Origin of the sequence: Nonomuraea basaltis, from assembly GCF_005893125.1 — a bacterium.
GTDB classification, from domain to species: domain Bacteria; phylum Actinomycetota; class Actinomycetes; order Streptosporangiales; family Streptosporangiaceae; genus Nonomuraea; species Nonomuraea basaltis.
Window position 1 is genome coordinate 66386 of record NZ_VCJS01000026.1, and the last position, 26224, is coordinate 92609.

At 73.2% G+C, this 26224-nt stretch carries 17 protein-coding genes; 10 read left to right on the forward strand and 7 right to left on the reverse strand.

The annotated features are described in order from the left end of the window. Nucleotides 1-24 precede the first annotated feature (24 nt). The 4 genes from EJK15_RS15255 to EJK15_RS15270 are packed head-to-tail and all read right to left on the reverse strand — an operon-like array spanning nucleotide 25 to nucleotide 6589. Nucleotides 25-1482 carry a glycoside hydrolase family 28 protein gene (locus EJK15_RS15255; RefSeq protein WP_206060858.1) on the reverse strand — a complete coding sequence of 486 codons (1458 nt, stop codon included), beginning with the start codon at nucleotides 1480-1482 and terminating at the stop codon, nucleotides 25-27. After that, nucleotides 1479-2561, reverse strand: a complete 1083-nt coding sequence (locus tag EJK15_RS15260) for a glycoside hydrolase family protein (RefSeq protein ID WP_138711071.1) — start codon at nucleotides 2559-2561, stop codon at nucleotides 1479-1481. The genes EJK15_RS15255 and EJK15_RS15260 overlap by 4 nt, the downstream gene beginning before the upstream one ends. Beyond that, nucleotides 2513-5059, reverse strand: a complete 2547-nt coding sequence (locus EJK15_RS15265) for a family 78 glycoside hydrolase catalytic domain (protein WP_138711072.1) — start codon at nucleotides 5057-5059, stop codon at nucleotides 2513-2515. The genes EJK15_RS15260 and EJK15_RS15265 overlap by 49 nt, the downstream gene beginning before the upstream one ends. A gap of 15 nt (nucleotides 5060-5074) precedes the next feature. After that, nucleotides 5075-6589 carry an alpha-L-fucosidase gene (locus EJK15_RS15270; RefSeq protein WP_138711073.1) on the reverse strand — a complete coding sequence of 505 codons (1515 nt, stop codon included), beginning with the start codon at nucleotides 6587-6589 and terminating at the stop codon, nucleotides 5075-5077. A 214-nt stretch (nucleotides 6590-6803) separates the two neighbouring features. Here EJK15_RS15270 and EJK15_RS15275 point away from each other — a divergent pair, with 214 nt between their 5' ends. Together EJK15_RS15275 and EJK15_RS76290 are read left to right on the forward strand one after the other, a co-directional pair. Beyond that, nucleotides 6804-9878: a glycoside hydrolase family 2 TIM barrel-domain containing protein gene (locus EJK15_RS15275; protein WP_138711074.1), complete on the forward strand. Its 3075-nt coding sequence runs from the start codon at nucleotides 6804-6806 to the stop codon at nucleotides 9876-9878. 33 nt (nucleotides 9879-9911) lie between these two features. After that, complete coding sequence (locus tag EJK15_RS76290) at nucleotides 9912-11564, forward strand: acyltransferase (RefSeq protein WP_138711075.1); 1653 nt, start codon at nucleotides 9912-9914, stop codon at nucleotides 11562-11564. Between the two features lie 50 nt (nucleotides 11565-11614). On the opposite strand, the gene EJK15_RS15285 is transcribed toward EJK15_RS76290, so the two are convergent. Continuing rightward, nucleotides 11615-14296 (reverse strand): alpha-L-rhamnosidase, encoded by a 2682-nt coding sequence (locus EJK15_RS15285; RefSeq protein WP_138711076.1) that lies wholly within the window; start codon nucleotides 14294-14296, stop codon nucleotides 11615-11617. Between the two features lie 75 nt (nucleotides 14297-14371). Between EJK15_RS15285 and EJK15_RS15290 the strand changes: the two genes are divergently transcribed. The 8 genes from EJK15_RS15290 (at nucleotide 14372) to egtE (ending at nucleotide 23006) form a co-directional block, all read left to right on the forward strand. Beyond that, complete coding sequence (locus EJK15_RS15290) at nucleotides 14372-16276, forward strand: glycoside hydrolase family 127 protein (RefSeq protein ID WP_138711077.1); 1905 nt, start codon at nucleotides 14372-14374, stop codon at nucleotides 16274-16276. 220 nt (nucleotides 16277-16496) lie between these two features. Further along, on the forward strand, nucleotides 16497-17147 hold the full coding sequence (locus EJK15_RS15295) for an RNA polymerase sigma factor (RefSeq protein ID WP_240776995.1): 651 nt from the start codon (nucleotides 16497-16499) through the stop codon (nucleotides 17145-17147). 41 nt (nucleotides 17148-17188) lie between these two features. Beyond that, nucleotides 17189-17428: an anti-sigma factor family protein gene (locus EJK15_RS15300; RefSeq protein ID WP_138711078.1), complete on the forward strand. Its 240-nt coding sequence runs from the start codon at nucleotides 17189-17191 to the stop codon at nucleotides 17426-17428. A gap of 66 nt (nucleotides 17429-17494) precedes the next feature. Next, the gene (gene egtA / locus EJK15_RS15305) at nucleotides 17495-18715 is read left to right on the forward strand and encodes an ergothioneine biosynthesis glutamate--cysteine ligase EgtA (RefSeq protein ID WP_138711079.1); all 1221 of its coding nucleotides are present in this window, start codon (nucleotides 17495-17497) and stop codon (nucleotides 18713-18715) included. Then, nucleotides 18712-20007, forward strand: a complete 1296-nt coding sequence (gene egtB / locus EJK15_RS15310; RefSeq protein ID WP_138711080.1) for an ergothioneine biosynthesis protein EgtB — start codon at nucleotides 18712-18714, stop codon at nucleotides 20005-20007. Before egtA ends, egtB begins: the two co-directional genes overlap by 4 nt. Further along, nucleotides 20008-20715, forward strand: coding sequence for an ergothioneine biosynthesis protein EgtC (egtC, locus tag EJK15_RS15315; protein ID WP_138711081.1), 708 nt, complete (start codon nucleotides 20008-20010; stop codon nucleotides 20713-20715). A 23-nt stretch (nucleotides 20716-20738) separates the two neighbouring features. Further along, the gene (gene egtD / locus EJK15_RS15320) at nucleotides 20739-21719 is read left to right on the forward strand and encodes an L-histidine N(alpha)-methyltransferase (RefSeq protein WP_138711082.1); all 981 of its coding nucleotides are present in this window, start codon (nucleotides 20739-20741) and stop codon (nucleotides 21717-21719) included. Nucleotides 21720-21755: 36 nt separating this feature from the next. After that, complete coding sequence (egtE, locus tag EJK15_RS15325; RefSeq protein WP_240776996.1) at nucleotides 21756-23006, forward strand: ergothioneine biosynthesis PLP-dependent enzyme EgtE; 1251 nt, start codon at nucleotides 21756-21758, stop codon at nucleotides 23004-23006. Between the two features lie 80 nt (nucleotides 23007-23086). Here egtE and EJK15_RS15330 read toward each other — a convergent pair whose 3' ends face one another. After that, the gene (locus EJK15_RS15330; protein WP_138711084.1) at nucleotides 23087-24412 is read right to left on the reverse strand and encodes a glycoside hydrolase family 28 protein; all 1326 of its coding nucleotides are present in this window, start codon (nucleotides 24410-24412) and stop codon (nucleotides 23087-23089) included. Next, nucleotides 24409-26224 (reverse strand): hypothetical protein (locus EJK15_RS70555; RefSeq protein WP_171074317.1); only part of this gene is annotated, 1816 nt, incomplete at its 5' end. The genes EJK15_RS15330 and EJK15_RS70555, both read right to left, overlap by 4 nt.

Genomic DNA, 26224 nt, shown 5'->3' on the forward strand with positions numbered 1-26224 from the left:
TGGGACATCCGGTAAGACCCGCGCTCAGACGCGGCGCCCGTTGATCCACACGTTGCGCAGCACGAGACCTGTCACGTCGCGCACGACGTCGTCCTCGGCCATCTCCTCGAACACGCTGTTGGTCACCCGGACGTCGCGGATGGGGTTGTCCGGGTTGCCGATCAGGTGGAACGCCCGGGGCGCCCGTCCGGCACGCAGGTCGCGGATGTCGATGGCGCCGACGTCGGGGTAGTGCGGGCCGGTGTTCTTGTTCTCGTAATTCAGCGCCACCTCGATGACCGCGTCGGCGGCCTGGCCCACGGTGATGTCCTTGACATAGAGGTCCCTGACGTAGCCGCCGCGTTCGGGGTTGGTCTTGACGCGGATCGCGCGCTCCAGGCGTTCGCTGCTCATCGTGCAGTTCCACGCGAACACCCAGCGCACACCGCCGGTGGTCTCGCTGCCGATGGTCACGCCGCCGTTGCCGTCGCGCATGACGCACGAGTCCACGAGCACGTTCATGGACGGCTCGTTCACCCGGCGGCCGTCGGCGTTCTTGCCCGCCTTGATCGCGACGCAGTCGTCGCCCGTGTTGAACTCGCACCGCTCGATGAGCACGTCCACGCACGACTCCGGGTCGCAGCCGTCGTTGTTCGGGCCGCGCGGGCTGTCCACGGTGACCTCGCGGATGGTGACGTTCGCGCACAGGACCGGGTGGATGTTCCACATGGGGGAGTCGCGGACCGTCACCCCCTCGATGAGGACGTTGCGGCACCGGTAGAGCTGGATCAGGTTCGGCCGCAGGTGGTGGCCCGCACCGAACACCCGCTCCGCCACCGGCACGCCCTCCTCGGCCATGGCCGCGAGCAGCTTCTTGTCGGGCCCCTCCGACGGCGGCGGGTCGCCCGACCAGTCCCACCAGTGCTCGGCGTCGGCCTGCCCGTCGATCGTGCCGCGCCCGGAGATGGCGACGTTGGTCCGGTCGTAGGCGTAGATGAACGGGGAGTAGTTCATCAGCTCGATGCCTTCGTAGCGGGTGTACACGGCCGGCAGGTAGTCGGCCGGGTCGCGGCTGAAGGCGATGGTCGCGCCCGCCTCCAGGTGCAGCTCGACGTTGTCGGCCAGGTGGACGGCGCCGGTCAGGTACGTTCCGGCGGGCACGAGCACGCGCCCCCCGCCCGCCGCCGAGCAGGCCGCGATCGCCTGCCTGAAGGCGTCGGTGCACATCGTGGTCCCGTCGCCGGTCGCGCCGTGGTCCGTGATGGGGAAGGTGCGGTCGGGGAAGCGCGGCGGGCGGATCCGCCGCCTGATCTGCGGCACTTTGGCCCAGGCGGCGGCAGGGGCCGGCGTCGCCGCGTCCGTGGCAACGGGGTCCGAGGCCGACCTGCCCGGGCCGGCCGCGGTCGCCTCCGCCCGGCCCGGCGGCTGGGTCAGCAGCAGGCCGCCGACCGTCCCGGCGAGGAAGGTCCTGCGGGACTGCCCTGTCCGTGACTCGCCCATCATGTTCTCCCCGGTCCGTGTGCCATCGAGATGCCGCGCCGCTCGGTCAGCGTGCGGTCTCCGACGCGGTAGGGCTCGCAGCGCCGCACTGCCGTGTAGAAGTGGTGGGGGCGGCCGTCGCGGGAGATCAGCGCGGGCTTGTGCGCGTAGGTGTCGTCGACCGAGCCCGGCGGGCCCACGTCGATGAGGATCTCGCCGCTCTTGCGCCAGGTCCGCAGGTCGCGCGAGACCGCGTAGCTCTCGCGGGCGTGCCCGTCGTACGAGAGCCCGAAGTAGAACATCACCCACCAGTCGCCGTCGCGCAGCACGCACGGGTCCGAGGCGAAGCGCTCGTCGAAGTCGCCCTCGCCGCCGTGCGGCACCACAGGCTGAGGGCTCGGCCGCTCCCAGCGTTCGAGGTCGGGGGAGACGGCGTAGCCGATCTGCTCGCGCCAGCCGGAGTAGGTGCGGTTCTTGGCGTTGTAGAAGCAGTAGTAGAGCCCGTCGTGGCGGAGCAGCCACGACTTGTACAGGCCGCCCCGCTCCCACGCGCCGCCGTCCTGCGGGCGCAGCACCGACCCGACGTCCTTCCAGGTACGCAGGTCGTCGCCGGCGCAGAACCCGATGACCGCCGCGCCCATCTCCATGCCGGGCTCGGGATAGGCGTGGTACGTGCCGATCGCCTGGCCGTCCACCCAGGTCACCTGGCCGTCCGAGTCGAGCCGGTTGTCGCGGACGATCGAGGTGAGCGCGGCGTTGTAGCGGCGGTACGGGTGGCCGGGGTCGCGTGGCACGATCACCTCGCCGGGGGTCCAGGTCACCAGGTCGGCGGAGCGGCTCAGCGCGGTCTGGTAGCCGACGCCGTCGAAGCCGACGTAGGTCATGAGATATTCGCCGCCGTCGGAGCACACGAACGGGCAGTCGGCGAAGAGCGCGTCGAAGCGGTCCGGCTCCCACGACGGCTCCACCAGCAGGTGGCCGGCTTTGTGCGGGGTCCTGACGGGGGTCGCATCGTACGCGTCGCCGTCCGGGGCCGTGGCGCGCACGGCGTCGCTCATCGGCCCGCCGCCCTGAACGTCCAGCGCCCGGGCGGCACCTCCCACGCGCGCTCCCCGACCGGAGTCGCCGCGTCGGGCACGGACTGCCGGGCCAGGCCCAGGTCCGGCAGGCGCACCTCCGCCGACGAGCCGGGCGGCACCTCCACCTCCAGCGTGAACTCGCCGTCCCCCCGCGCCCACGACACCTCGGCCCGCCCGTACGGCGTCCCGGTGCTCGCCCGTACCGACTCCAGGTCGCCGGGTACGGCCGGGTCGATCAGCAGCCTGCGGAACCCGGTCGAGCCGGGTGCCTGGCCGAGGCCGCCGAGGTTGCGGTAGAACCAGGCGTCGATCGCGCCCAGCATGAAGTGGTTCTGCGAGAGCCCGCGCGTCGGACCGTCCCACGCCTCGGTCAGCGCGGTGGCGCCGTGCCGTACCTGGTAGCCGTAGCTCGGGTGGCTCGTGGACGTGGCGAACGCCCACAGCGCGTCGTGCTGACCGGCGCGGGCCAGCACCCGGAACAGGGCGGGCAGCGCGACCTCGCCGACCGTGATGCCGCCGCCCGCGACCGCCTCGGACACCCGGGCCAGCATGGCCGGGGCGAGCTCCTCGGGGACGACGCCCATGTCGAGCGCCAGGACCTCCGACGCCTGGCTGCTCTCCTTCCCGGGGAAGGCACTGGTGAAGGCGGCGGCGATCCGCTCGGACAGGGCGCGGTAGCGCTTGGCGTCGTCGTCGCGGCCCAGCACGCCCGCGACCCTGGCCATCGTGGTCGCGGCTCGCCAGTAGCCCCACGTCGAGACCAGCGGGACGGGCGTCGCGGGGTCCAGGCCGATCCAGTCGCCGAGCCCGTGGCCGAGGATGCCGTCGTCGGCGCGGCCGGTCAGGTAGTCGGTGTAGCGGCACATCGCGTCGTAGTGCGTCTCCATCGCGGAGGTGCCGCCGTACCGGCGGTAGAGCTGCCAGGGGATGCGGACGAGTGCGCCGCCCCAGTTGGGGTCGTCCCTGAAGGGGCCCTCGAACACCACGTACTCGGGCGCGATGTCGGGCACCAGCCCGTCCGGCGTCTGCGCCTCGGCGATGGTGGCCAGCAGCTCCCGGTAGTAGGCGGCCACGTCGTAGGTGTAGGCGACGACGTCGAAGAGCAGGTGGGCCTGCTCCAGCCAGCCCAGCTTCTCCCGGTGCGGGCAGTCGGTGAGGACGCTGTACATGTTCCCCTGCACCGCGCGGTCGATGATCGTGTGGACGTCGTTGACCAGGGCGTTCGAGGTCTCGAACGCGCCGACGCGGGCGTTGCCGGCACGCAGCACGAGTGCGGTCACGGCCTCGGGGCCGACGTGCTCGGGCAGGCCCTGCGCCTCGACGTACCGGAAGCCGTCGTAGCGGAAGCGCGGATGCCAGGTCTGCGGCCCGTCCTCGGTGACGTAGGTGTTGAAGATCGGGGCGCCCGTGGTGGGCTTCGACTGGATCACGCGGCCGTACGCGTCGAGCTGGTCGCCCGGCAGCAGCCGCAGGTAGTGCCCGGCGGGCAGGTCGAGGCGCAGCTCGGCCCAGCCGGCGACGACCGTGCCGACGTCGAAGACCGCGGTGCCGTCCGTGGCGAGGCGTCTTTCGACGGCCGGGAGCTCCTCCACGACCCTGATCGGCGGGCAGGCCCGTGACCTCAGCGTCTCCGTCGTCCCGGGCCGCACGGTGGCGGGGCGCCAGCCCGAGCGGTCCGTGCCGGGGAGGTCCCAGCCCTCGATGGCGAGGCGGGCGTCGTGGTCCTCGCCGCCGTACCAGTGCGAGCGGGTCGTCGGGCCCTCGATGGCCCGCCAGCCCGCGCCGGTCACGAACCGGTCCGCCGACCCGTCGGCGTAGCCGACCTCGAGCTGCGCGATCGCGCGGGGCGCGGCCTTGGAGCCGTAGAACTTCATGTAGCGGTCCTGGTGCGGGAACACGTGGGCGATCCCCGGGCCCAGCTCGATACCCAGCGCGTTCGGGCCGTCGCGCAGCAGCGGCGTCACGTCGTGGGTGGCGTACACGACGCGCCGGGTGAAGTCCGTGTACGGGGGTTCGAGCACGGTGTCGGTCACCGGCGTGCCGTTGATCGACGCCGCGTAGACGCCGAGCCCGGCGACGTGGAGTCTGGCCCGGGCTACCGGCTTGGCCAGGGTGAACTCGCCGGCCAGCAGCGGGAGCGGGCGGCCCTCGCCGGCGCGCGGGTTGCCCTCGTCGTACCAGTCGGGGTGGGTGATCCAGGCGGCCGTCCAGTCGTCCGGGCTCAGTAACCCCAGCTCGAATCGGGCGCTCGGGCTCCAGTCCGACCAGGTGCCGCCGGAGCGGACGCGTACCTGCCAGTGCGCGGCCGTGCGGCTGGTCAGGGGCCGTCCTGCGTACACCACGCGCTGGTCGGCGCCGTCCACCTCGCCGGTGTCCCACAGGTCGGCCGCGCCCTCCGCCGAGCCGACCCGCACGTGGTAGCCGGACTGCGCGGGCACCGTCAACTGCCAGCTCAGCGACGGGCGGGTGATCTCGATGCCGAGGGGGTCGGTCAAGTCGCACGTACGCAGGTTCGTCACCATGGCGGGGACTCCAAGTCAGGTGATTTTGATCATGTAGGCGGCCTTGGTGGGCGGTTCGGGCGGCAGGTCCGCGTACAGCGCCTCCGGGGCCGGATGCCAGGAGAGAGGGCCGTATCCGAGCAGCTCGACTGCGGCCGGGCGGCGCTCCAGGAGACCGGCGTCGGTTCCCATGCTGGTGATCGCGGCGGTCCGGTCGGCGGGCCAGGCGAGCAGCGTGGCGTACAAGGCGTCGCCGCGCCGGGTGAAGCGGATGTCGCCCGGCCGGTACGCGCGGTCGGCCTCGTTGTAGCCCTCGTAGCCCTTGGTCTGGCCCAGTCCGGTCGCGCCCTCGGCGGCGCGCAGCCAGGGCGTGGTGGCGTACACGCCCTCGCCGCACACCCGCAGCCAGGCGCCCACCTCGGCCAGCAGGGCGCGGGCGTGGGCGTCGACGGTGCCGTCGGCGTGCTGGGGGATGTTGAGCAGCAGGCAGCCGTTCTTGCTGACCACGTCGATCAGCGTGTGGATGACCTGGTTCGCGGTCTTGCGCGGGTGGAACATCGGGTCGTCGCCGGCACAGTCGAACCACTCCCCGTCGCTGGTGTCGAACTGCCACGGATGCGCCTGGGCGGCGTCGAGCTGACGGCGCTCGCTGTCCAGGACGACCGCCGTGCGGTCGGCGTCCGGCACGTCTTTGACGGTGACGATGCCGCCGGTCGGGCAGGTGTTGTAGTAGTGGGCGAGCAGGGCGAGGCCCGCCCTGCTGGGCGGCTCGGACTCGACCACGCTGCCCGTGTCGAACGGCAGCCGGCCGTCGTCGAGGTAGACGAGGTCGGGGCGGTAGCGGTCCAGCGCCTCCTTGACGCGGGCGTAGAAGAGCTCGGCGACGTGGGGTGGCGGCTTGGCACCGGGGACGTGCTCCGGCGGGTAGAGGTCGGCCGGGTCGAGGCCCTCCCACCAGGTGCCCTCGCCGTCGCTCGCGCGCAGGGCGCCGTCGTGCGGCCGGCCGGTCGCCAGGTCCGCGCCGTGGGCGACGTCGAGCCAGCGCCACGTCCAGTTGTGGTGGAAGCTCAGGCCGAACGGCAGCCCTGCCGCGCGGGCCGCCCGCTCCCACGCGCCGACGATGTCGCGGCGCGGGCCGATGCGGGTCGCGTTCCAGGCGTGCCGGCGGGAGTCCCAGAGGTCGAAGTTGTCGCAGTGAGTGGCCAGGGCGACGAAGTAGCGGGCGCCGCTGGAGACGTAGAGGTCGATCAGCTCGTCCGGGTCGAAGCGCTCGGCGCGCCAGCGCGGGAACAGGTCCTTCGCCCCGCCCTCCGGGCCGAAGCAGGCGCGGTGGTGCGCCTGCTGGCGGCCGGCGCGGCGCCGCTCCCACGGCTCGGACCAGGGCTGCATGCCGTAGAGGTGGCGGGCGTACCAGTCGCCGGAGCGGGCCACGGACTGCGGCCCCCAGTGCGACCAGATGCCGAACTTCGCCTCGGCGAACCACTCCGGGATGCGATGGGCGCGCAGCGACGCCCAGTCGGGATGGAACTTGCTCACTCCGGTTGGGGGCATTCTCGTCCTCCCGCGTCGCGACGTACGGGTGGCCTGATCTTAAAACGATTTACCGAATAATATATTTATTCAATGCCACATGTCAATGCCTTCATCGAGGTTTATGGCGGTCCTGTCGTGTGTTCGGCTGGGGCGCGCCGCGAACTCGGGGATGGTGTGAGCGGATAACGCCAGCTAGGGTTAAAACGTTTTGTCTGAGCGGAGGGATGTTCGGATGGACGATTTCCACGAGGACCCCAGTCCCGGCTCCGGGCGGCGGGCGCCGCGCGCCGACTTCGTCTCCGACGCGGCGCGGCTGTCGCTCAACGGCGGATGGCGCTTCCGGCTGTCCGGTACGGCCGAGGGCACCGGACCCGCCCTGCCGGACCCGGGCCTCGACGACACCGGATGGGAGACGATCCGCGTACCGTCGCACTGGGTGCTCGAAGGGCACGACCGCCCGCTCTACACCAACACCGCCTACCCGTTCCCCATCGACCCGCCCCGGCTGCCCGACGACAACCCCACCGGCGACTACCGGCTCCGCTTCGACCTGCCCGCCGGCTGGCCCGACGGCCGGAACGTGCTGCGCTTCCAGGGGGTGGACTCCTGCGGCACCGTGTGGCTGAACGGCGACCTGCTCGGCCACTCGAAGGGCAGCAGGCTGCCGTTCGAGTTCGACGTGACGGGGCTCGTCCGGGCGCGCGGCAACCTGCTCGCCGTACGCGTGCACCGCTGGTCGTCCGGCAGCTACCTGGAGGACCAGGACATGTGGTGGCTGCCGGGGATCTTCCGCGACGTGGAGCTGCTGGCCCGGCCGGAGGGCGGCATCGACGACTTCACCGTCCGCGCCTCCTACGACGCCGCGACCGGCTCCGGTGCCCTCATGGTGACCGCAGACGCCCCCGGCCTGGTCGAGATCCCCGAGCTCGGGCTGGCCGTCCCCACGGGCGAGGAGGTCACGATCCCGGCCGTCGAGCCGTGGAGCGCCGAGCATCCGCGCCTCTACCGGGGCACCCTCTCGGCGGCCGGTGAGACGATCTTTCTCCCGATCGGCTTCAGAACCGTCGAGATCGCCGGCGGGCGGCTGCTGATCAACGGGGTGCCGGTGCTGTTCCGCGGCGTCAACCGGCACGAGCACCACCCCGACCGCGGCCGGGCGCTGGACCGCGAAACCATGATCCGCGACATCGAGTTGATGAAACGGCACAACGTCAACGCCGTCCGCACCGCCCACTACCCGCCGCACCCGGAGTTCCTGCGGCTGTGCGACGAGTACGGGCTGTGGGTGGTCGACGAATGCGACATCGAGACCCACGGCTTCATCTACGCGGGCTGGGAGGGCAACCCGCCCGCCGAGCCGATGTGGCGCGACGCCCTCCTCGACCGCGCCCGCCGCATGGTCGAGCGCGACAAGAACCATCCCAGCGTGGTGGTGTGGTCGCTGGGGAACGAGAGCGGGAGCGGGCAGGCGTTCGGCGACATCGAGCGCTGGATCCGGCGCCGCGACCCCGGCCGGCCGCTCCACTATGAGCGCGATCCGAGCTACAGCCACTCCGACTTCTACAGCCTGATGTACCCGTCGCTGGACGATCTTGAGCGCATCGGGCAGCGCAAGGAGCGCACACCCGACGGGGTCGTCCCGGAGTCGGCCGAGGACGTTCGGCGGCGCGGGCTGCCGTTCCTGCTGTGCGAGTACGCCCACGCCATGGGCAACGGGCCGGGGTCGCCGGCCGACTACCAGGCGATCCTGGAGGCGTACGAGCGGTTTTGCGGGGGGTTCGTGTGGGAGTGGATCGATCACGGTCTGACCGGGTGGGATGAGCTCGGTCGCCGGTACTTCATGCACGGCGGGGACGTCGACGCCCGGCCGAACGGGGGCCGGTTCTGCCTGGACGGGCTGCTGTTCCCGGACCGCACGCCGTCGCCTGGGCTGGCGGAGCTGGCCAAGGCGATCGAGCCCGTCGGGATCGTGGTGGATGTGGTGGCGGGGGAGGTGGCCGTCACCAACAAGCACGACATGATCGATCTCGGTCACTTGGCGTTTCGGTGGTGGGTGGAGATCGATGGCGTGCCCGTGGCGGGCGTCGGCGGGTCCGTGGACGTGGAGGGTGGGCCCGCGGGCGGCGCCGGGGTGTTCGTGAGCGGGGGGCCGCTGCCTGTGCCGCGCTGCGGGGCGCGCGAGACCGTGCGGGTGCCGCTGCCCGCCATGGACATCGCGGCGGAGGGCGAGACCTGGATCACGATCGAGGCCGTGCTCGCCACCGCCACCCGCTGGGCACCAGCCGGCCACGTGGTCGCCTTCGGCCAGGCTGAACTCGGCCACGGCAGCCACTGCCGCAGCCCTCTGCCGACACCGGGACATGACTCGCCGGACATCGCTCCGCCCGCCCTGCCGGCCGGCCCGTCGGGCGGTGTCGTGTCCGGTCGCGCGGAGGATAGGACGACGGCCCGGATCGGTGGCTCGCGTGTGGTGTGGCTGGGCGGGGCGGCGTTCGATGGGCGGAGCGGGCGGTTGGTTCGCCTCGAGGATGTGGAGCTGGACGGGCCGGTGCTGGACGTGTGGCGGGCGCCGATCGAGAACGACCGCGGCCAGGGCGCCAGAAACGCGCTGGCCGCCGACTGGGAGGCCGTCGGGCTCGACCGCTTCCTCCACCGCAGCGACGGCATCGAGCGTCCGGACGACCGGACCCTGGTGGTACGCGGCCGCAGCGGCCCGGCGACGCGGACCCTCGGGTTCCGCACCACGTACACCTGGCACCGGCAGGACGACGGCGCGCTGCACCTGACGATCGAGGCCGACCCCGTCGGCGACTGGCACGACACCGCCTTCGGTCACCTCAGCGTGAGCCCGCCCCGGATGGGCGCGAGGTTCGCCCTGGCCGGCGGCTACACCGACGTCACGTGGTTCGGCCTCGGCCCCGGCGAGTCGTACGCCGACAGCCGGGCCGCCGCCCGCGTCGGCCGGTTCGCCCGGCCCATCGACGCGCTCCAGACGCCGTACGTCGTGCCGCAGGAGAACGGCAACCACATCGAGACCCGCCGGCTGGAGGTGTCGGGCCCGGGACTGGCGACCGTGCGCGTGGACGGAGAGCCGTACGTGGACTTCGCCGCGCGCCGCTGGACGAGCGAGGCCCTGCAGGCCGCCGCCCGCCCGCACGACCTGCGCGACTCGGGCAGGGTGTGGCTGAACCTGGACCACGGCCAGCAGGGGATCGGCAGCGCCTCCTGCGGGCCGGCGCTGCCCGGGAGGTACCGGCTGGCGGTCCGCCGCTACTCCTGGTCGATGACGCTGGCCGTCGCGGACTGAGCCCCTTGGGACGACGGAGAGGATATTGCTCACATGACACAGTTCGACTTCTGCCCGTGGCTGTTCTGGGACCACGCGACCGAGGAGGACCGGCTGGCGCAGGCGTGCCACGTTGCGGAGCTGCGGGCGAGGATGGATCTCGAGGTCCCGGAGAAGGTGTTCATCTCGCCGCTGGCGGCCGTGTACGCGGATCGGCTGCGGATGGGGGAGCACTGCTACATCGCGGCTCACGCGTACGTCACCGACGACGTGGTGATGGGGGATGACTGCACGCTCAACCCGTACTCGGTGGCACGGGGGCGGGTGGTGCTCGGGGACGCCGTACGGGTCGGGGCACACACCTCCCTGCTCGGCTTCAACCACAGCGCCGCGCCGGACCGCCCGGTCTTCCGCCAGGCGATCACCTCGAAGGGGATCCGCGTCGGGGACGATGTGTGGATCGGGTCGAACGTCGTCGTGCTGGACGGGGTGACGATCGGCGATCACGCCGTCGTCGGGGCGGGCGCGGTGGTCACCAAGGACGTGCCCGCCTGGGCCATGGTCGCGGGCAACCCGGCCCGCCAGATCCGCGACCGCCGCACCCCCCGCACCCCCGCCGCTTCGCGCGACGGCGGGCAGGACGTGGCGGGCGGCGACCTGGCGGGGCTGCTGGCTGACTTCGCCGCCCGTGCCAGGGACCAGGCCGAGGCCGTGCTGAGCCGCTGCTGGACGGGCGAGCGTTACGTGGACCGCCCGGACGCCGAGCCCACCGTACGCGCCTGGTGCGACGCCGTCGAGATCGCGGACCTGCTGCTCGGCGGACCGCCACCCGTCCCGGCGCGGGAGGAGATCGTCGCCTTCCTGCGGGACCGGCAGGACCCCGCCACCGGCCTGGTCCCGGAGATCGGCGCGACCGGATCGCCGGCGCTCGACGGGGTCACGGCGTACCACGTGCTCTGCGTCGGCTACGCCCTCGACCTGCTCGAAACCCGCTTCCAGCACCCTGTCCACGCCGTCGCCCAGCTCGGCTCGAAGGATCTCATCGCCGCACTCGACGCCCTCGACTGGAAGCGGCAGGCGTGGGCGTCCGGCTCATGGGTGGACACCGTCGGCACCGGTCTCTATCGCAACCTCGCCGACTTCGGCCTGCACGGCGAGCTCGAAACCCTGTACGGGTGGCTCCTGACGAGGTGCGCGCCGGCCCACGGGATGTGGGGTGAGCCGGATTCGGACGCGGGGTGGATGCAGGTGGTCAACGGGTTCTACCGGCTCACGCGGGGGACGTTCGCGCAGTTCGGGATGCCGCTGCCGTACCCCGAGCGGGCCATCGACACCGTGCTCGCCCAGGCCCGCGACCCGCGCTACTTCCGCCCTGACACCGGGAACGCGTGCAACGTCCTCGACGTCATCCACCCGCTCTGGCTGGCGGGCCGGCAGACGCCGTACCGCCGTGCGGAGGGCGCGGCGTGGGCCAGGGAGCGGCTCGTCCGCGCGTTGGGCGGCTGGCGCGAGGGGGCGGGGTTCAGCTTCGCCCTGAGCGGGGGGAGCGGCGCGACGCGCACGCCGGGGCTGCAGGGCACCGAGATGTGGCTGGCCATCATCTGGCTGCTCGCCGACTACCTGGGCGTCTCGGACGCGCTCGGCTACCGCCCGCGCGGCATCCACCGGCCGCAACCGGCCATCCAGCTCCCCGCCCCGGGCTCCTGATCCGCCCCGTCACCTGGTGGCGCGGGCGCGGCGGCTGTCGCCGCCGCTGGTCATCGCGCCCACGCCGCAGTGAACTCGTAGCGACCCGACCGCACCCGGCAGACCAGGGCCGAGCCGGTCATGCCGATGACCTCGGCCGGCGGGGCGCCGGACTCGCGTACCGAAGAGGGGTCGGTCGTGGGCACGTGGACGGTGGCGACGGCGCCGGGTGGGATGCGCACCTCCAACCTGAGCTCGTCGCCGTCCAGCTCCCACCGGCTGCTCAACCGCCCCAGCGGCGTGTCGTACGAGGCGGCCGCCCATGTCAGCGTCCCGCCGGGCAGCGGCCGGACGAGCGGCCGCCGGAACCCGGCCGAGTCCTCCTCCTGCCCGATCCCGGCCACCCCGCTGTACAGCCACGCCCCGACCGAGCCCAGCGCGTAGTGGTTGAACGAGTTCATCGCGACCGGCCCGAAGCCGGACTCCTCCGTCCAGCCGTCCCACCGCTCCCAGATCGTGGTCGCGCCCCGCTTGATCGAGTACCCCCAGGACGGGTACCGGTCGTCGTGCAGCAGGGCGTAGGCCAGGTCGTGGCGCCCGTGCGCGGACAGCACGGGGCCGAGCAGCCCCACCCCGGCGAAGCCGGTGGTCAGGCGGCGGCCGCGGCGTTCCAGGTCGGACACCAGGTGGCCGACGGCGGCGGGGACGAGGCCGGCGGGCACCAGGTCGTGGGCGAGCGCCAGCAGGTAGCCGGTCTGCGTGTCGCCGGTGATCCGCCCATCCGGTGACACGAACTCCCTGGCGAACGCCTCCCCGATCCGCGCCCGCAGGCCCGCGTACCGTTCGGAGACGGCCCGGTCGCCCAGCACGGCGGCGGCCTCCGCGGTCAGGGCGGCGCTCAGCGCGAAGAACGCGGTGGCCAGCACGTCCCTGGAGGTTCGCGCGCCGGCCTGCAGCCAGTCGCCGTAGTGGCTGCCGACCCGGTCGCGCCAGATCAGGCCGGGGTTGTGGCGTTCGACGTGGTCCACCCACCGCCGCATGCCGGGCAGGCTGTCGCGCAGCACCCGCTCGTCCCCGTAGACCCGGTACAGGTGCCACGGCACGATCGTCGCGGCGTCGCCCCAGCCGGGCGTGCCGTGGCGCTCCGTCATCACGTGCGGCACCACGTCCGGCACCGCCCCCTCCGCGGTCTGCGCGCAGCGCAGGTCGGCCAGCCAGCCGGTGAAGAACGCCGCCACGTCGGCGTTGTAGCAGGCGGTGGGCAGGAACACCTGGGCGTCCGCGGTCCAGCCCAGCCGCTCGTCGCGCTGCGGGCAGTCGGTCGGCACGGAGACGAAGTTGCCCCGCTGGCTCCACCGGATGTTGCTCGCCAGTTGCCGCACCATGGCGTCGGAGCAGGAGAACTCGCCCGCCACCGGCGTGTCCGAGTGCAGCACCCGCCCGACGACGTCGAGGTCGCCGGTGTGGCCGGTGATCTCGACGTAGCGGAAGCCGTGGACGGTGAAGCGCGGCTCGAACGTCTCGACGGGCCGCCCGGCGGCGACATAGTGGTCGGTGGCCTCGGCGGAGCGCAGGTTGGCCGTGTAGAGGCGGCCGTCGTCGAGCGCCTCACCGTGGCGGAGCGTGACACGGGCGCCCTCCCGGGCGCCGCGGATCGTCAGGCGCACCCGGCCGGCGATGTTCTGCCCGAGATCGACGATGGTCGCGCCGTCGCCGGCGGGCCGCACGGCGACCGGTACGAGGTCCTCCGTGACGCGTACGGGCTCGGCGGGGGAGGGGACGAGGACGCCGGTGCCGGTGTCCACGATGCGGGCGGGCGCCCAGGAGGAGTCGTCGAAGCCGGGCCGGTCCCAGCCGTCGTGTTCGAGGCGGGCGTCGTACCACTCGCCCATGAGCAGGTCGGCGTGGCGGAGCGGGCCCGTGGTCTCCCGCCAGCGCGCGTCGGTGCCGGCGACCGTGCGGGAGCCGTCCTCGTGGTCGGCCACGATCTGGACCAGGAGCTGCGGGTGCCTGCCGTAGTGTTGCGCCTGCCGGCGGCCGTCCCAGCCCAGGCTGCCCGACCACCAGCCGTCCGCGAGCACCGCCCCCACGCAGACCGGCCCCTCGCCGACGAGGTCCGTCACGTCGTGCACCTGGTACGGCACGCGGTGCCGGTAGTCGGTCCAGCCCGGGGTCAGCTCGCCGTCGCCGACCCGGGCGCCGTTGACGCGCAGTTCGTACAGGCCGCGCGCGGTGCACGCGATGCGGACCGCGGTGGCCGGGGGCAGGTCCAGCTCGCGCCGGAAATAGCGGGGCGGCGGCAGGTGCGCGGTGCGGGCGCTGCGCGGCTCGCGGTCGTCGGTGGGCGGCTCGAACGGCGGCTCGGTCTCCGGGTCGTGGCCGATCCATGCCGCCCGCCACTCGTCGGCGTGCAGCACCCCGGTGCCGAACCACGACTCGGCCGCGGCGCCGCCGGGACGTACCTCGACCTGCCAGCGGTAGCGCGCGAACGATGCCAGCGGCCCGCCCCCGTAGTCGGCGCTGACGTCCTGGCCGTCGATCCAGCCGCTGTCCGAGGCCAGGACGCCGCCGGGCCCGTGGACGCGGACCCGGTAGCCGGACTGGGCGTCGCCGCGCCGGTCCGAGGCCAGGCGCCAGCTCAGCCTGGGCACGGGCGTGCCGATCCCGCTGGGCGTGGAGCGGTGCTCGCAGCGCAGGTCGTACGGGCGCAGCCTCGTGGAGGCGGGCGCGGCCGGCAGAGACCATCCGGACATGGCTCTCCCTTCAAGACACATGGGCATATATATTCATATCTTGTTGGATATGTAAAGGTGAGAGAGGATGGCGGCATGAGCGACGAGCGGTTCTCCTCGGTGGTGGCGCCGCGCCCCGGCGCCGCGGTGGCCCTGCGCCCCGTGACGCGCGGGCGGGTGCGCGGCGGTTTCTGGGGCGCGCGGCAGCGCGTGAACCGCGAGGTGACGATCCCGCTGGGCGGCGAGCGGGTACGCGACTCCGGCGCCTTCGGCAACCTCAGACTGGCCGCCCGCGGCGCGAGACGAGAAGAGCCCGGAAAGGAGCACAGGGGCAAGGTCTTCGCCGACTCCGACGTCTACAAGTGGCTGGAGGCCGTGGCCTGGGAGCGCGGCCGGGCCGAGGACGACGACCTCGCCAGGGCGTACAAGGAGGCGGCGGAGCTGGTCGTGGCCGCCCAGTGCGCCGACGGCTACCTCCACACGCACACCCAGCTCACCGGCCGCCGGCGCTACTCCGATCTGGCCTCCAGCCACGAGCTCTACTGCGCCGGGCACCTCATGCAGGCCGCGGTCGCCGGCCGGCGCGCAACCGGCGACCACACGCTGCTGGAGGTCGCCACCCGGTTCGCCGACCACCTCGTCAAGGCGCTGCCCCCGGAAGCGCTGGACGGGCACCCGGAGGTCGAGATGGGCCTGGCCGAGCTGCACCGGGAGACCGGCGGCCGCCCGTACCTGGACCTCGCCGCCCGCTTCGTCGCCGTCCGCGGGCACGCGCTCATCCCGCTCAAGGGCCACCACGGCCCCGGCTACCGCCAGGACCGGGTGCCGGTCAGGGAGGCCACGACGGTCGAGGGGCACGCGGTGCGCGCGATGTATCTCGCCGCCGGGGCGACCGACGTCGCCGTCGAGACGTCCGACCTCGACCTGCTCGCCGCGCTGGAGCGGCAGTGGCGCGACATGGTGGCCACGAAGACGTACCTCACCGGCGGCCTGGGCTCCAACTGGTACGGCGAGGCGTTCGGCGGCCACCACGAGCTGGCGCCCGACACGGCGTACTGCGAGACCTGCGCGGCCATCGGCAGCGTCCAGTGGTCGTGGCGGATGCTGCTGGCCACCGGCCAGGCCGCGTACGCCGACCTGATGGAGCGCACCCTCTACAACGCCGTGCTGTCCGGCATCTCCCTCGGCGGCGACCGCTTCTTCTACGTCAACGCGCTACGCGTGCGCGCCGGCGCCGATCGCGACGACCTGCGCGCCCCCGCCCGCGGCCGGCAGGACTGGTACGGCACCGCCTGCTGCCCGCCCAACGTCATGCGCCTGCTGTCCTCCCTCGACCACTACCTGGCCACCCAGGACGGCGACGGCGTCCAGCTGCACCTGTACGCGCCCGGCACGGTCCGGGCGGGCTCCGTGCTGCTGGAGGTGGAGACCGGCTACCCGTGGACCGGCCGCGTCGAGGTGGTGGTCAGGCAGGCCCCGGACCGGCCGTGGACGCTGTCGGCCCGGATCCCCGCCTGGGCGGACCCGGCCGGCGTGGACGGCCGTCCCGCCGAGCCGGGCGCCTACCACCGCATCCGCAGAACGTGGCGGGCCGGCGACCGGGTCGTGATCGACCTCGGGATCCGCCCCCGGCTGACGGCCGCCGTGCCCAGGCTGGACGTGGCCCGCGGCCAGGTCGCCGTCGAGCGCGGCCCCCTCGTGTACTGCCTGGAGCAGGCCGACCACCCCGGCGTGATCGTCGACGACCTGTGCGTGGCGGGGCCCGGCCTCGCCGACGGGACGGCCGTGGCCGGGCTGCCCGCCGACGTGGTGCCGGTCATCGCACGCGGCCGGGTCCACGTGCACCGCGAGTACGACGGCGGCTTCCCCTACCGCACCGCCGCCGCACCCCCGGAGCCCGAGCACGCGGGCCCGGCCGAGCTCACCTTCGTCCCGTACTACGCGTGGGCCAACCGGGGCGCCGGGCCGATGACCGTCTGGGCGCCCATGCACCCGCGCTGATCTCCGGGCGCGCCCGGCTCGACCGCAGCCGTCGCCGGGCGCGCCCGGTTTCACGGCCGGTGGCACGGGGCACGGATCCCACCGCGCGGACCGCCGGCGGAGCCCGCATGATGGAGTGGAGCCCCAAGATGTAAGGAGCGCAAGCAAGGACGGCCCCGGTGCAAGCGGCGGACGGCCGGATGTGATGATGTCCCCAACGCTCGACCGGGAGGAAACGATCGTGGGGTCTCTCGCGGGCAGCGTGCTGCCCCCGGATGACATCGTCGTCTCGGCCCTGCGGGCGGGCGATGAGGCGATGTTCGCGACGTTGCTCGACACCTGGTCGCGAGGGATGCTGCGGGTGGCCAGATCGTACGTCTCCACCGACGACTCGGCGGAAGAGGTGGTGCAGGACACCTGGCTGGCGGTGATCGGCGCGATCGACGGCTTCGAGGGCCGCTCGTCGGTCAAGACCTGGATCTACCGCATCCTCGTCAACACGGCCAAGAAGCGCAGCGTGCGCGAGAGCCGTACACTGCCGTGGAGCGCCCTGGAACAGGACGCCGGCCCCACCGTCGACCCCTCGCGGTTCCACGGTGTGGACGCCGCCCTGCCGGGAAGCTGGAAGGAGTCACCCGCGGCCTGGCCGACGCCGGAGAACCAGGCGCTCGCCGCGGAGGTTCGCGGCCTGATCGGTGAAGCCCTGGCCGGGCTCCCGCCGCGGCAGCGAATCGTGATCACACTGCGTGACGTGGAGGGATGTACCTCCGAGGAGGTCTGCGAGATCCTGGAGATCTCCGCCGCCAACCAGCGGGTCCTGCTGCACCGCGCCAGGGCGGCGGTCCGCGGGCGGCTGGAGGGCTACTTCCAGTCGGTCAAGCAGTCAGAATAGGCTGAACGGCTTATGTCACAGAGGGTAAGGCGGTCACCGTCGTGAAGCGGTTCACGTGCGACGAGCTGGCGGAACTCATCACCGCCTACCTCGACGACGCCCTCGATGACCCCTCCCGCGCCGGGGTCGAGGCCCATCTGGCCTGCTGCGGCGACTGCGGAAACTACCTCCACCAGTTCCGCACGACCGTCCGGGCGCTCGGCGACCAGCCCCCGGAGAAGCTGTCGTCCGGCACGCGCGAGCGGCTGATGTCCGCCTTCAGAAATCACCGGCGTTCCTGAAATTTCCCTGTAACGCTCTCGTGGCTCGCGGGTCTATAGACCCATGCGCCACGCGAGGGGGAAACCATGATCGGGCTGACCGCCGAGGGCACGCCCCTCAAGGACGCCTCGGAGGTGGCGGAGTTCGCCCGCCGGTGCTTCCGCGCCACCGACGAGAACCGGGTGGGCATCGAGCTGGAATTCCTGGTCTACGACCGGGCGAAGGCCACCCGGCACGTACCGCTTGACGAGGTCGAGCGGGCCCTGCCCGCGCTGCCCGGCGGGAGCCGGGTGACCTTCGAACCGGGCGGTCAGCTGGAGCTCTCCGGCCCCGCGGGCCCGCTGACCGGCGCGATCGACGGCCTCGCCGCCGACGTGGCCGTCGCCCGCCGCGCCCTCGCGGACGCCGGCCTGGCGCTGGCGGGCGTGGGATTGGATCCGCTGCGGCCCGCCCGGCGGCAGCTCCGCCTGCCGAGGTACGAGGCGATGGCGGAGTTCCTGGGCGTGCCGTACGGGCCGCTGATGATGTGCTCGACGGCGTCGATCCAGGTCAACCTGGACCTGGGGGAGCGGCCGGAGGAGCGGTGGGACCGGGCGCACCTGCTGGGCCCCGTCCTGACCGCGGCCTTCGCCAACTCCCCGCTCAGCGGCGGCCGCCCGTGCGGCTGGATGTCCGGCCGCCAGGCCGTGTGGGAGCACCTCGACCCCACCAGGACGGCTCCCGTCCGCGCGTCCGGCGACCCGGCGGCCGACTGGGCGGACTACCTGCTCGACGCCCGTCTCATGCTGGTACGGGAGGGCGAGGACGGCTGCCGGCCGGTTCGCGACGGATCGACCTTCCGCGACCGGCTGGTGGCGGGCGAGCGTCCGCTCACCCTGGAGGACCTGGCGTACCACGCCACGACGGTGTTCCCCCCGGTGCGGCCGCGGGGCTGGCTGGAGATCCGCTACCTCGACGCCCAGCACCCGGCGAGCTGGCCGGTGTGCGTGGCCGTGACCTGCGCCCTCGTCACCGACGACCGGGCCGCCGACGCCGCGCTGGCCGCCGCGGAGCCGTACGGGGAGCTGTGGCGGCAGGCCGCCCGGTGCGGGCTGTCCGACCCGCGGCTCGCCCGCGCCGCCGACGTCTGCTTCCGCGCCGCGATCGAGGCGCTGCCCCGCCTGGGCGCGACCCCCGGCCTGGTCGGCGAGGTGGCCGCCTTCGCCGACCGGCACGTGACGCCCGGCCGCTCCCCCGCGGCCGACCTGATGGATCTGGCGAGAGGACCGGGGCGGCGCCTGTCGGCCTGGCTGGAGGGACACATATGAACGACTTCAAGGAACGCATCGCGGCCGAGCTGCTCGCCGTGCGCGGCCGGTCGCTGGCCTACACGGAGGCGGACGACGACCTGCTGGTACGCCAGCACTCGCCGCTGATGTCGCCGCTGGTGTGGGATCTCGCGCACGTCGGCAACTACGAGGAGCTGTGGGTGCTGCGGGAGGCCGGGGGCATCACGCCGCTCCGGCCCGAGATCGACGACATCTACGACGCCTTCAAGACCCCGCGTAAGGACCGTCCCTCCCTGCCGTTCCTTCCTCCGGCCGAGGCCCGCCAGTACATCGACGGCGTACGCGGCCGCGTGCTCGACGTCCTGGACGCCATCGATCTGGAGGACCCCACCCCCCTGCACCGCGACGGCTTCGTCTTCGGCCTGGTGATCCAGCACGAGCACCAGCACGACGAGACGATGCTCGCCACGCTCCAGCTGTCGAAACAGCCCGGCACGGTGCGCGACGGCGCCCTGCCGCCGGGCCGTCCGGCGGGCCCCGAGGAGGTGTACGTTCCCGCGGGTCCCTTCCTGATGGGCACCGACACGCTGCCCTGGGCCTACGACAACGAGCGCCCCGCCCACCGGGTCGACCTGCCCGCCTTCTGGATCGACCGGCTCCCCGTCGGCAACGCCGCCTACGCCGCGTTCATCGAGGACGGCGGCTACCACGACCCGCGCTGGTGGACGCCCGAGGGCTGGCAGTGGCGGCAACGGACCGGCGTCTTCGCCCCGCTGTTCTGGGCCAAGGATGAGGGAACCTGGTGGCGCAGCCGCTTCGGCCGTACCGAGCCCGTGCCGATGGACGAACCCGTCCAGCACGTGTCCTGGTACGAAGCCGACGCCTACGCCCGCTGGGCGGGCAAGCGGCTGCCCACCGAGGCCGAGTGGGAGAAGGCCTGCGGCTGGGACGCCGCGGCAGGCCGGGCACGCAAGTACCCCTGGGGCGACCAGGACCCCACGCCCGACCTCGCCAACCTGGGCCATCGCGCGGCCAGGCCCGCGCCGCTCGGCGCCTACCCGGCCGGGGCGAGCCCGTACGGGGCCGAGCAGCTGGTCGGGGACGTGTGGGAGTGGACCGGCAGCTGGTTCGACGGCTACCCCGGCTTCCGCAGCTTCCCGTACCGGGAGTACAGCGAGGTCTTCTTCGGCCAGGACTACCGCGTGCTGCGCGGCGGCTCCTGGGCGGCCGACCCCGCCGCGGTCCGCACCACGTTCAGGAACTGGGACTACCCGATCCGCCGGCAGATCTTCACCGGATTCCGCTGCGCCCGTACCGCGGAGCGGCACTAGATGTGCCGCCACGCGGCCTGGCTCGGCGCGCCCCGCCCCCTCGCCACGCTCATCCACGACCCCGAGCACGGCCTGCTCAAGCAGTCGTACGCCCCCAGGCGGCAGCGGCACGGCACGGTCAACGCCGACGGCTTCGGCATGGGCTGGTACGACCCCTCACTGGCCGATCCCGTCCGCTACCGCCGCTCGGTACCGATCTGGGCCGACGCCAACCTGCCCGCGCTCGCGCAGGTCGCCCGCTCGGGCTGCCTGCTGGCGGCCGTACGGTGCGCCACCACCGGCATGCCGGTCGAGGAGACCGCCACCGCGCCGTTCACCGACGGGCCGTGGCTGCTCAGCCACAACGGCCGCGTCGCGCGGGACGCGGTCCGGGACCTCGCCGACGGCGCCGAGAGCGCCTGCGACTCCGCCTGGCTCGCCGCCGCCGCGTTCCAGCGGCTGCGCGCCGGGCTCGCGCTCGGCGAGGCCCTGGCCGAGGTCGTCGCCCACGCCGGGGCCAAGGACCCCGGCGCCCGCCTGAACCTGCTCGCCTGCGACGGCGCCTCGCTCGCCGCGACCGTCTGGGGCGACACCCTCTTCTGCCAGCGATCCCAGGACGGCGTGCTCGTGGCGAGCGAGCCGCTCGACGACCTGCCCGGCTGGCAGGCCGTGCCGGAGCGGAGCCTGCTGCTCGCCTCTCCCGATGGCGTACGCGTCCAGCCGTTGTGACCCTTTCTTCCCAGGAGGCCCCTGTGCCCGTCAGCCAGTCGACTGTGCATCTGATCAACCATCTTGACCGTGACTACCTGCGCCTGGCCCTCGAACACGACGTCAGGGCCGGCTTGAGCTCGACGCCCAAGTGGCTGCCGCCGAAGTGGTTCTACGACGAGGTGGGCAGCGATCTGTTCTCGCAGATCACCCGGTTGCCCGAGTACTACCCGACGCGGCGCGAGCTGGCCATCCTGCGGGCGCGGGCCGCCGGGCTCGCCGCGGCCAGCGGCGCCGACACACTGGTGGAGCTCGGGTCGGGGACCAGCGAGAAGACCGTACTGTTGCTCGACGCCCTCACGGCGGCGGGGACGCTGCGCGGCTACACGCCGGTCGACGTGGACGCGGTCACGCTGGCGGCCGCCGCGCAACGAGTGGCCGGCCTCTATCCGGGCTTGGGCGTACGGGCCGTGTGCGCCGACTTCGAGCGGCATCTGGGCCTGCTGCCGCGGACGGGCAGGCGGATGGTGGCCTTCCTGGGCGGCACCATCGGCAACCTCGATCCGGACGCGCGGGCGGTGTTCATGAAGGAGCTGCGCGACACCCTCCGCCCGGGGGACACGTTCCTGCTCGGGGCCGACCTGGTGAAGGACCGGGAGCGGCTGGTGGCCGCCTACGACGACGCGGCCGGGGTGACGGCGGCCTTCAACCGCAACGTGCTGCACGTGATCAACCGGGAGCTGGACGCCGACTTCGAGCCGGACGCCTTCGAGCACGTGGCGCTGTACGACGAGCGCAACGACTGGATCGAGATGCGGCTGCGGGCGTCCAGGGCCATGCGGGTACGGGTCGGCGGGCTGGGCCTGACCGTGGAGTTCGCGGACGGGGAGGAGATGCGTACCGAGATCAGCGCCAAGTTCCGGCCGGACGGGCTGCGGGGCGAGCTGGCCGCCGCGGGCTTCGCGGTGCGCCACTGGCACACCGACCCGTCCGGCGACTTCGCCCTCCTCCTGGCCGAGGCGTGACCGCTGAGCGACTTCGGCCCGGCTCCGGGCGAGACCGTGGCCGCTGAGGGCAGCCTTGCCGGAGGTGCGATCGCCGGGAGTCGGTGCGCCGTCGCTGAGACCTGGCGGGCGGCGCGGTCCGTCGTGCCGCCGGGTCACCTGGACGCCGCCGGCTGCAACGTGCCCAGCGACCGCGTGTTCGACGCCGTCGTCGCACATCTGCGGCTGGAGCGCGAGCGCGGCGGTTACGCGGCCGAGCCGGATCTGGCCGCGGCGCGGTCGGCGCTGGCCGCGCTGGTCGGCGCGGGTCCCGCCGACGTGGCGTTCATGGAGAGCGGGACGGCGGCGATGGCGGTGCTGCTCGGCGGCTGGCGCCTGCCGCCGGGCAGTCGCGTCGGCTTCGCCCGCACCGAGTACGGCAGCACGCTGATGCTGCTGCGCCGCCTGGCCGAGGAGCGCGACTGGACGCTCGTCGAACTGCCCGTGGACGACGACTCCCGCCTCGACCTGGACGGGCTCCGGTCCCGGCTGGCCGCCGGGCTGGACCTGGTCAGCGTGGTGCATATCGCCTCACACCGGGGCGTCGTGCAGCCCGCCAGGGAGATCGGGGCACTGTGCCGGGCAGCCGGGGTCCCGCTGGTGCTGGACGTCTGCCAGTCCATCGGCCAGGTGGACGTCGGCGGCGTGGGTGCCACCGCCTACGTGGGGACCTCCCGCAAGTGGCTCGCCGGGCCGCGCGGTGCCGGCTTCCTGATCGTGCCCGGCCTCACGGCGGACATGGATGCCGCCGCTCCGACGCTCGGCGGACACGTCTGGACAGACGGCGGTCCGGAGTTCGGCGGGCATGTCCGGACGGACGGCCGCCTGGAGCTCGGCGGGCGCTTCGGGGCAGTCGGCCGCCCGGAGCCGGTGGCCGGGGCGATCCGATACGAGGGCTCCGAGGGGGCGATCGCGGCCCGGGCCGGGCTCGGGGTCGCCGCGCTGGAACACCAGGCCCTCGGCCCCGCCGCCGTATACGCCCACCTGGCGAGCCTGGGCGGCGCGGCGCGGCGCATCCTGGACGGAGCCGGGGACTGGCGGGTGGTCGAACCGCTCGACGAGCCCTCCGCCATCGTCACCCTCAGGCCGCCGCCGGGAGGGTCCGCCGAGGACGCCAGGTCACGGGCGGCCCGGGCGGGCCTGCTGGTGGGCGGTGCGCCCGTCGCCAGGGCACCCCTGGACCTGCGCGAGCCCGTGCTCCGCGTCTCCCCGCCCCCCGGCACGGACCCGGAGACCCTGCACGCGCTCGCCCGCATCCTGGGCGGCTGACCTGTCGGCGTGGGAGCGTCCGGCCCGCCCGTGCCGGCCAGGCCGTCACACGTCACCGCCTGTCCGCGTCGGCCCGGCCGTCAGACTTCGTCCACCGGCTCGACCGGGACCCCGCCCACCATGACGCCCGTGACGGACAGTCCCTCCACGTCGCTCGCCACGTCCGCCCGCTCCACCCGGGCGAACGTGCTGTCCCTCACCGCGATGTCCCGCAGCGGCTGCTCCGGATAGCCCCGCAGCAGGTACGCGCTGCGCGTCCGGTCGCTGCGCATCCCCGTCACGTTGATGTTGCGCACCAGCGGGCTGTCATCGCCCGCGTGCCCGTCCCCGTGGTAGAGGTCGATCGAGATCGCCTCCTTGGTCAGCTCGCTGATCTCCACATCCCGCACGAAGACGTTCTCCACGAAGCCGCCGCGTACCGAGTTCGTCTTGATGTAGAGCCCGAAATACAGACCCGGCCCGCCCCAGCGGCAGCGGTGGACGAACACGTTGCGGATGCCGCCGGTCGTGTCCGTGCCGATCGCGACGGAGCCGTACCGATAGCGCATGTCGCAGTCCTCGATCAGCACGTCCTCACACGGCACCCCGACCCGCCGCCCATCAGGACCGCGCCCGGCCTTGATCGCGATGCAGTCGTCGCCGACGTCGAACACGCAGCCCGAGATCACCACCGACCGGCACGACTCCGGGTCGCAGCCGTCGTTGTTGGGGCCGCGCGAGTGGATCGACACGTTCCTGACCAGGACGTTCTCGCACCGTACCGGGTGGATCTCCCACATGGGGGAGCGGACGATCCGGACGCCCTCGACGAGCACGTTGCGGCACAGGTACGGCTGGATCATGTTCGGCCGCAGGTAGTGGCCCGCGCCGAACATCCGCTCCGCGACCGGGACGCCGTCCGCGGCCATCCGCTGCAGCTCCGCCCAGTCCGCGGCCTCGTGCGGCGTGCCGGGCCGCCAGCCGAACTCCGGGGTGCCCACCCACGGCCACCAGTGCTCGGGGCCCGCCCCGCCGTCGAGCACCCCGCTGCCGGTGATCGCGATGTTCTCCTGGCCGTAGGCGTAGATGAAGGGCGAGTAGTTGTAGCACTCGATGGCGGAGAAGCGGGTGAAGACGGCCGGGAGGTAGTCCGCCGGGTCGGTGCTGAACAGGATCCGCGCGCCCCCCTCCACGTGCAGGTCGACGTTGCTGAGCAGGTGGATGGCGCCGGTGGGGTACGTGCCTGCGGGCACCCGGACGTGCCCGCCGCCCGCCTCGTGACACGTCTTGATGGCGGCGTGGAAGGAGCCGGTCCACATCTCGGCGGGACCGAAGTCGGTGACGTCGAACCACCGGTCGGGGAACTCCGGCGGCCGCACGCGGGCGCGGATCTCGTCCGCGTACTGCCACGCCTCTGCTTCCTTCATCGCACCTTCCTCGTGCGCAGCGCGTGGTAGAGGGGCAGCGCGATCACCCAGGACGGGTTCCACGTGTTCGCCTCGCCCTTGCGCTGCCAGTTGGTCTGGAAGAAGCCCTCGCCCTGCTCACCGGGCGTCTCGAACCCCCAGTCGCCGGGCTCCCGGCAGATGCCCTGGCCCATGGCGTGCAGGATCCGGCCGGCCTGCTCCGTGTACCGGGGCCGGCCGGTGGACAGGCCGAACTCCATCAGCTCGGAGGCCGGGAAGAACACGTCGAGGTGGTGGTTCTGCACGCTCACCGCCGGCCAGCCGCACGCGGCGAACCCGCGCCGCTGGAACGTGCTGCCCTCGTCGAACTCCGGCGACCAGACGTACACGAACGTCAGCAGCCAGTCCGCCGCCGCCTCCGCCCACCGGGCGTACGGCTCTCGCCCGGTGAGGCGGTACAGCTCGAAGGCGGCCAGGAAGTAGTACATCCCGGCCTCCTTGTCCTCCCCGGAGGCGTCCAGCGTGGCGTGCGCGAAGGGCCGCTCGAACGTGGCCGCGTGCAGCCGGTGGTAGCGGCCCAGGACCTCCTCGGCGCGGCGCAGCCACACCCGCTCCCCGCTCAGCCGGTACGCGCCCAGCATGGCCTGCACGCACGCGATCCCCGCGGCACCGACCAGCGGTGAGAACGGGGTCCCGTCCGGGGCCCAGCCGAGCGGGACGACGCCCTCCGGCAACCGGGTACGCCAGAAGAACGCGGCGGCGTCCTCCACCGCCTCCTCCCACGCGGGCGGCACCGGCAGGCCCGCGCCCCTGAACTGCAGCGCGATCTCGGCCAGGTCGGCGATCGTCTCGCCGTGGGCGCGGCTGGAGACGAACTCCGCGCCGTCCTTGCGGAACGGCTGCCAGGCGTCGTCGTCCAGCAGGTAGCGGCCGTTGCGCAGGCCGGGGATCGGCGTGCGGCTGCCCTCGACGTAGAAGCCTGCCGCGCGGCGGGCGCGCTCGACCCGCTCGGCCTCGTCGCCATCGAGGCCCAGCAGGGCATCGCAGCGGGCGAGCTTGAGGCACTGGCCGGTCCAGCCGTAAAGGTAGGACCTGGGCCTGCCGTGGCGGGTGCCCGCGTAGGCGAGGTAGCCGTCGCCCGCCCAGCGCGCGTCCATCGCGGTCGTCTTGAGCCGGACGATGTCCTCGCGGGACAGGGGGCGGGCGCCGGGGTCGTGGTAGAGCTCCGGGGCCGTGCGGACGAGCGTCCTGAAGCCGAGGCCGCGCGGCTCGACCTGGCCCCAGTCGAGGGTGTGACGGGTGTTGATCGTCTCTCCGGGGGCGAGGTCCCGGTAGCCGATCGGCCGGTCCGCCACCTCCGCCTTGCTGACGTAGCAGACGTCGGGCTTCCCGTCGAACATGATCACGCCGCTCATGGCCGCCACCGTGAGGCCCGGTGACCGCATCACCCCCAGGGAGTCGTAGGTGACCGTGCCGTCCTGGGCGCGGCGGACTGTGGGGTGGGAGAACAGGCTGACGTAGCGGTCGTTCCAGGCGGCGTTGACGGCCGGAATGGGCAGGCGGTGCTCCTCGCACACGAAACCGTCGCCGGGCTCGGGGCCGATGCGGGGGACCCGGCGGCACGGGTCGGAGGAGGGGTTGCCGTTGTAGAGGACGCCGGGCATGGTGACGTGGGCGTCGGCGCAGGGGAGGGGCAGCAGGAGGCCGGCCGCCACGTCGGTGATCTCGTGCTCGGAGTCGTTGCGCCAGGTGGTGGTGAGGGTGAGCAGGCCGCCGGGGGTGAAGGCCAGCTCCAGGCGGGCGCTCAGCGGCCCGCACCCCGCCGTCACCACC

Bases quoted from the DNA above. Each gene is read 5' to 3' on its own strand.
- EJK15_RS15265 (WP_138711072.1), bottom strand. From the start codon at position 5,059: ATGGTGACGAACCTGCGTACGTGCGACTTGACCGACCCCCTCGGCATC.
- EJK15_RS15330 (WP_138711084.1), bottom strand. From the start codon at position 24,412: ATGAAGGAAGCAGAGGCGTGGCAGTACGCGGACGAGATCCGCGCCCGC.
- egtA (WP_138711079.1), top strand. From the start codon at position 17,495: ATGATCGGGCTGACCGCCGAGGGCACGCCCCTCAAGGACGCCTCGGAG.
- EJK15_RS15255 (WP_206060858.1), bottom strand. From the start codon at position 1,482: ATGATGGGCGAGTCACGGACAGGGCAGTCCCGCAGGACCTTCCTCGCC.
- egtC (WP_138711081.1), top strand. From the start codon at position 20,008: ATGTGCCGCCACGCGGCCTGGCTCGGCGCGCCCCGCCCCCTCGCCACG.
- EJK15_RS76290 (WP_138711075.1), top strand. From the start codon at position 9,912: ATGACACAGTTCGACTTCTGCCCGTGGCTGTTCTGGGACCACGCGACC.
- EJK15_RS15270 (WP_138711073.1), bottom strand. From the start codon at position 6,589: ATGCCCCCAACCGGAGTGAGCAAGTTCCATCCCGACTGGGCGTCGCTG.
- EJK15_RS15285 (WP_138711076.1), bottom strand. From the start codon at position 14,296: ATGTCCGGATGGTCTCTGCCGGCCGCGCCCGCCTCCACGAGGCTGCGC.
- EJK15_RS15290 (WP_138711077.1), top strand. From the start codon at position 14,372: ATGAGCGACGAGCGGTTCTCCTCGGTGGTGGCGCCGCGCCCCGGCGCC.
- EJK15_RS15275 (WP_138711074.1), top strand. From the start codon at position 6,804: ATGGACGATTTCCACGAGGACCCCAGTCCCGGCTCCGGGCGGCGGGCG.
- egtB (WP_138711080.1), top strand. From the start codon at position 18,712: ATGAACGACTTCAAGGAACGCATCGCGGCCGAGCTGCTCGCCGTGCGC.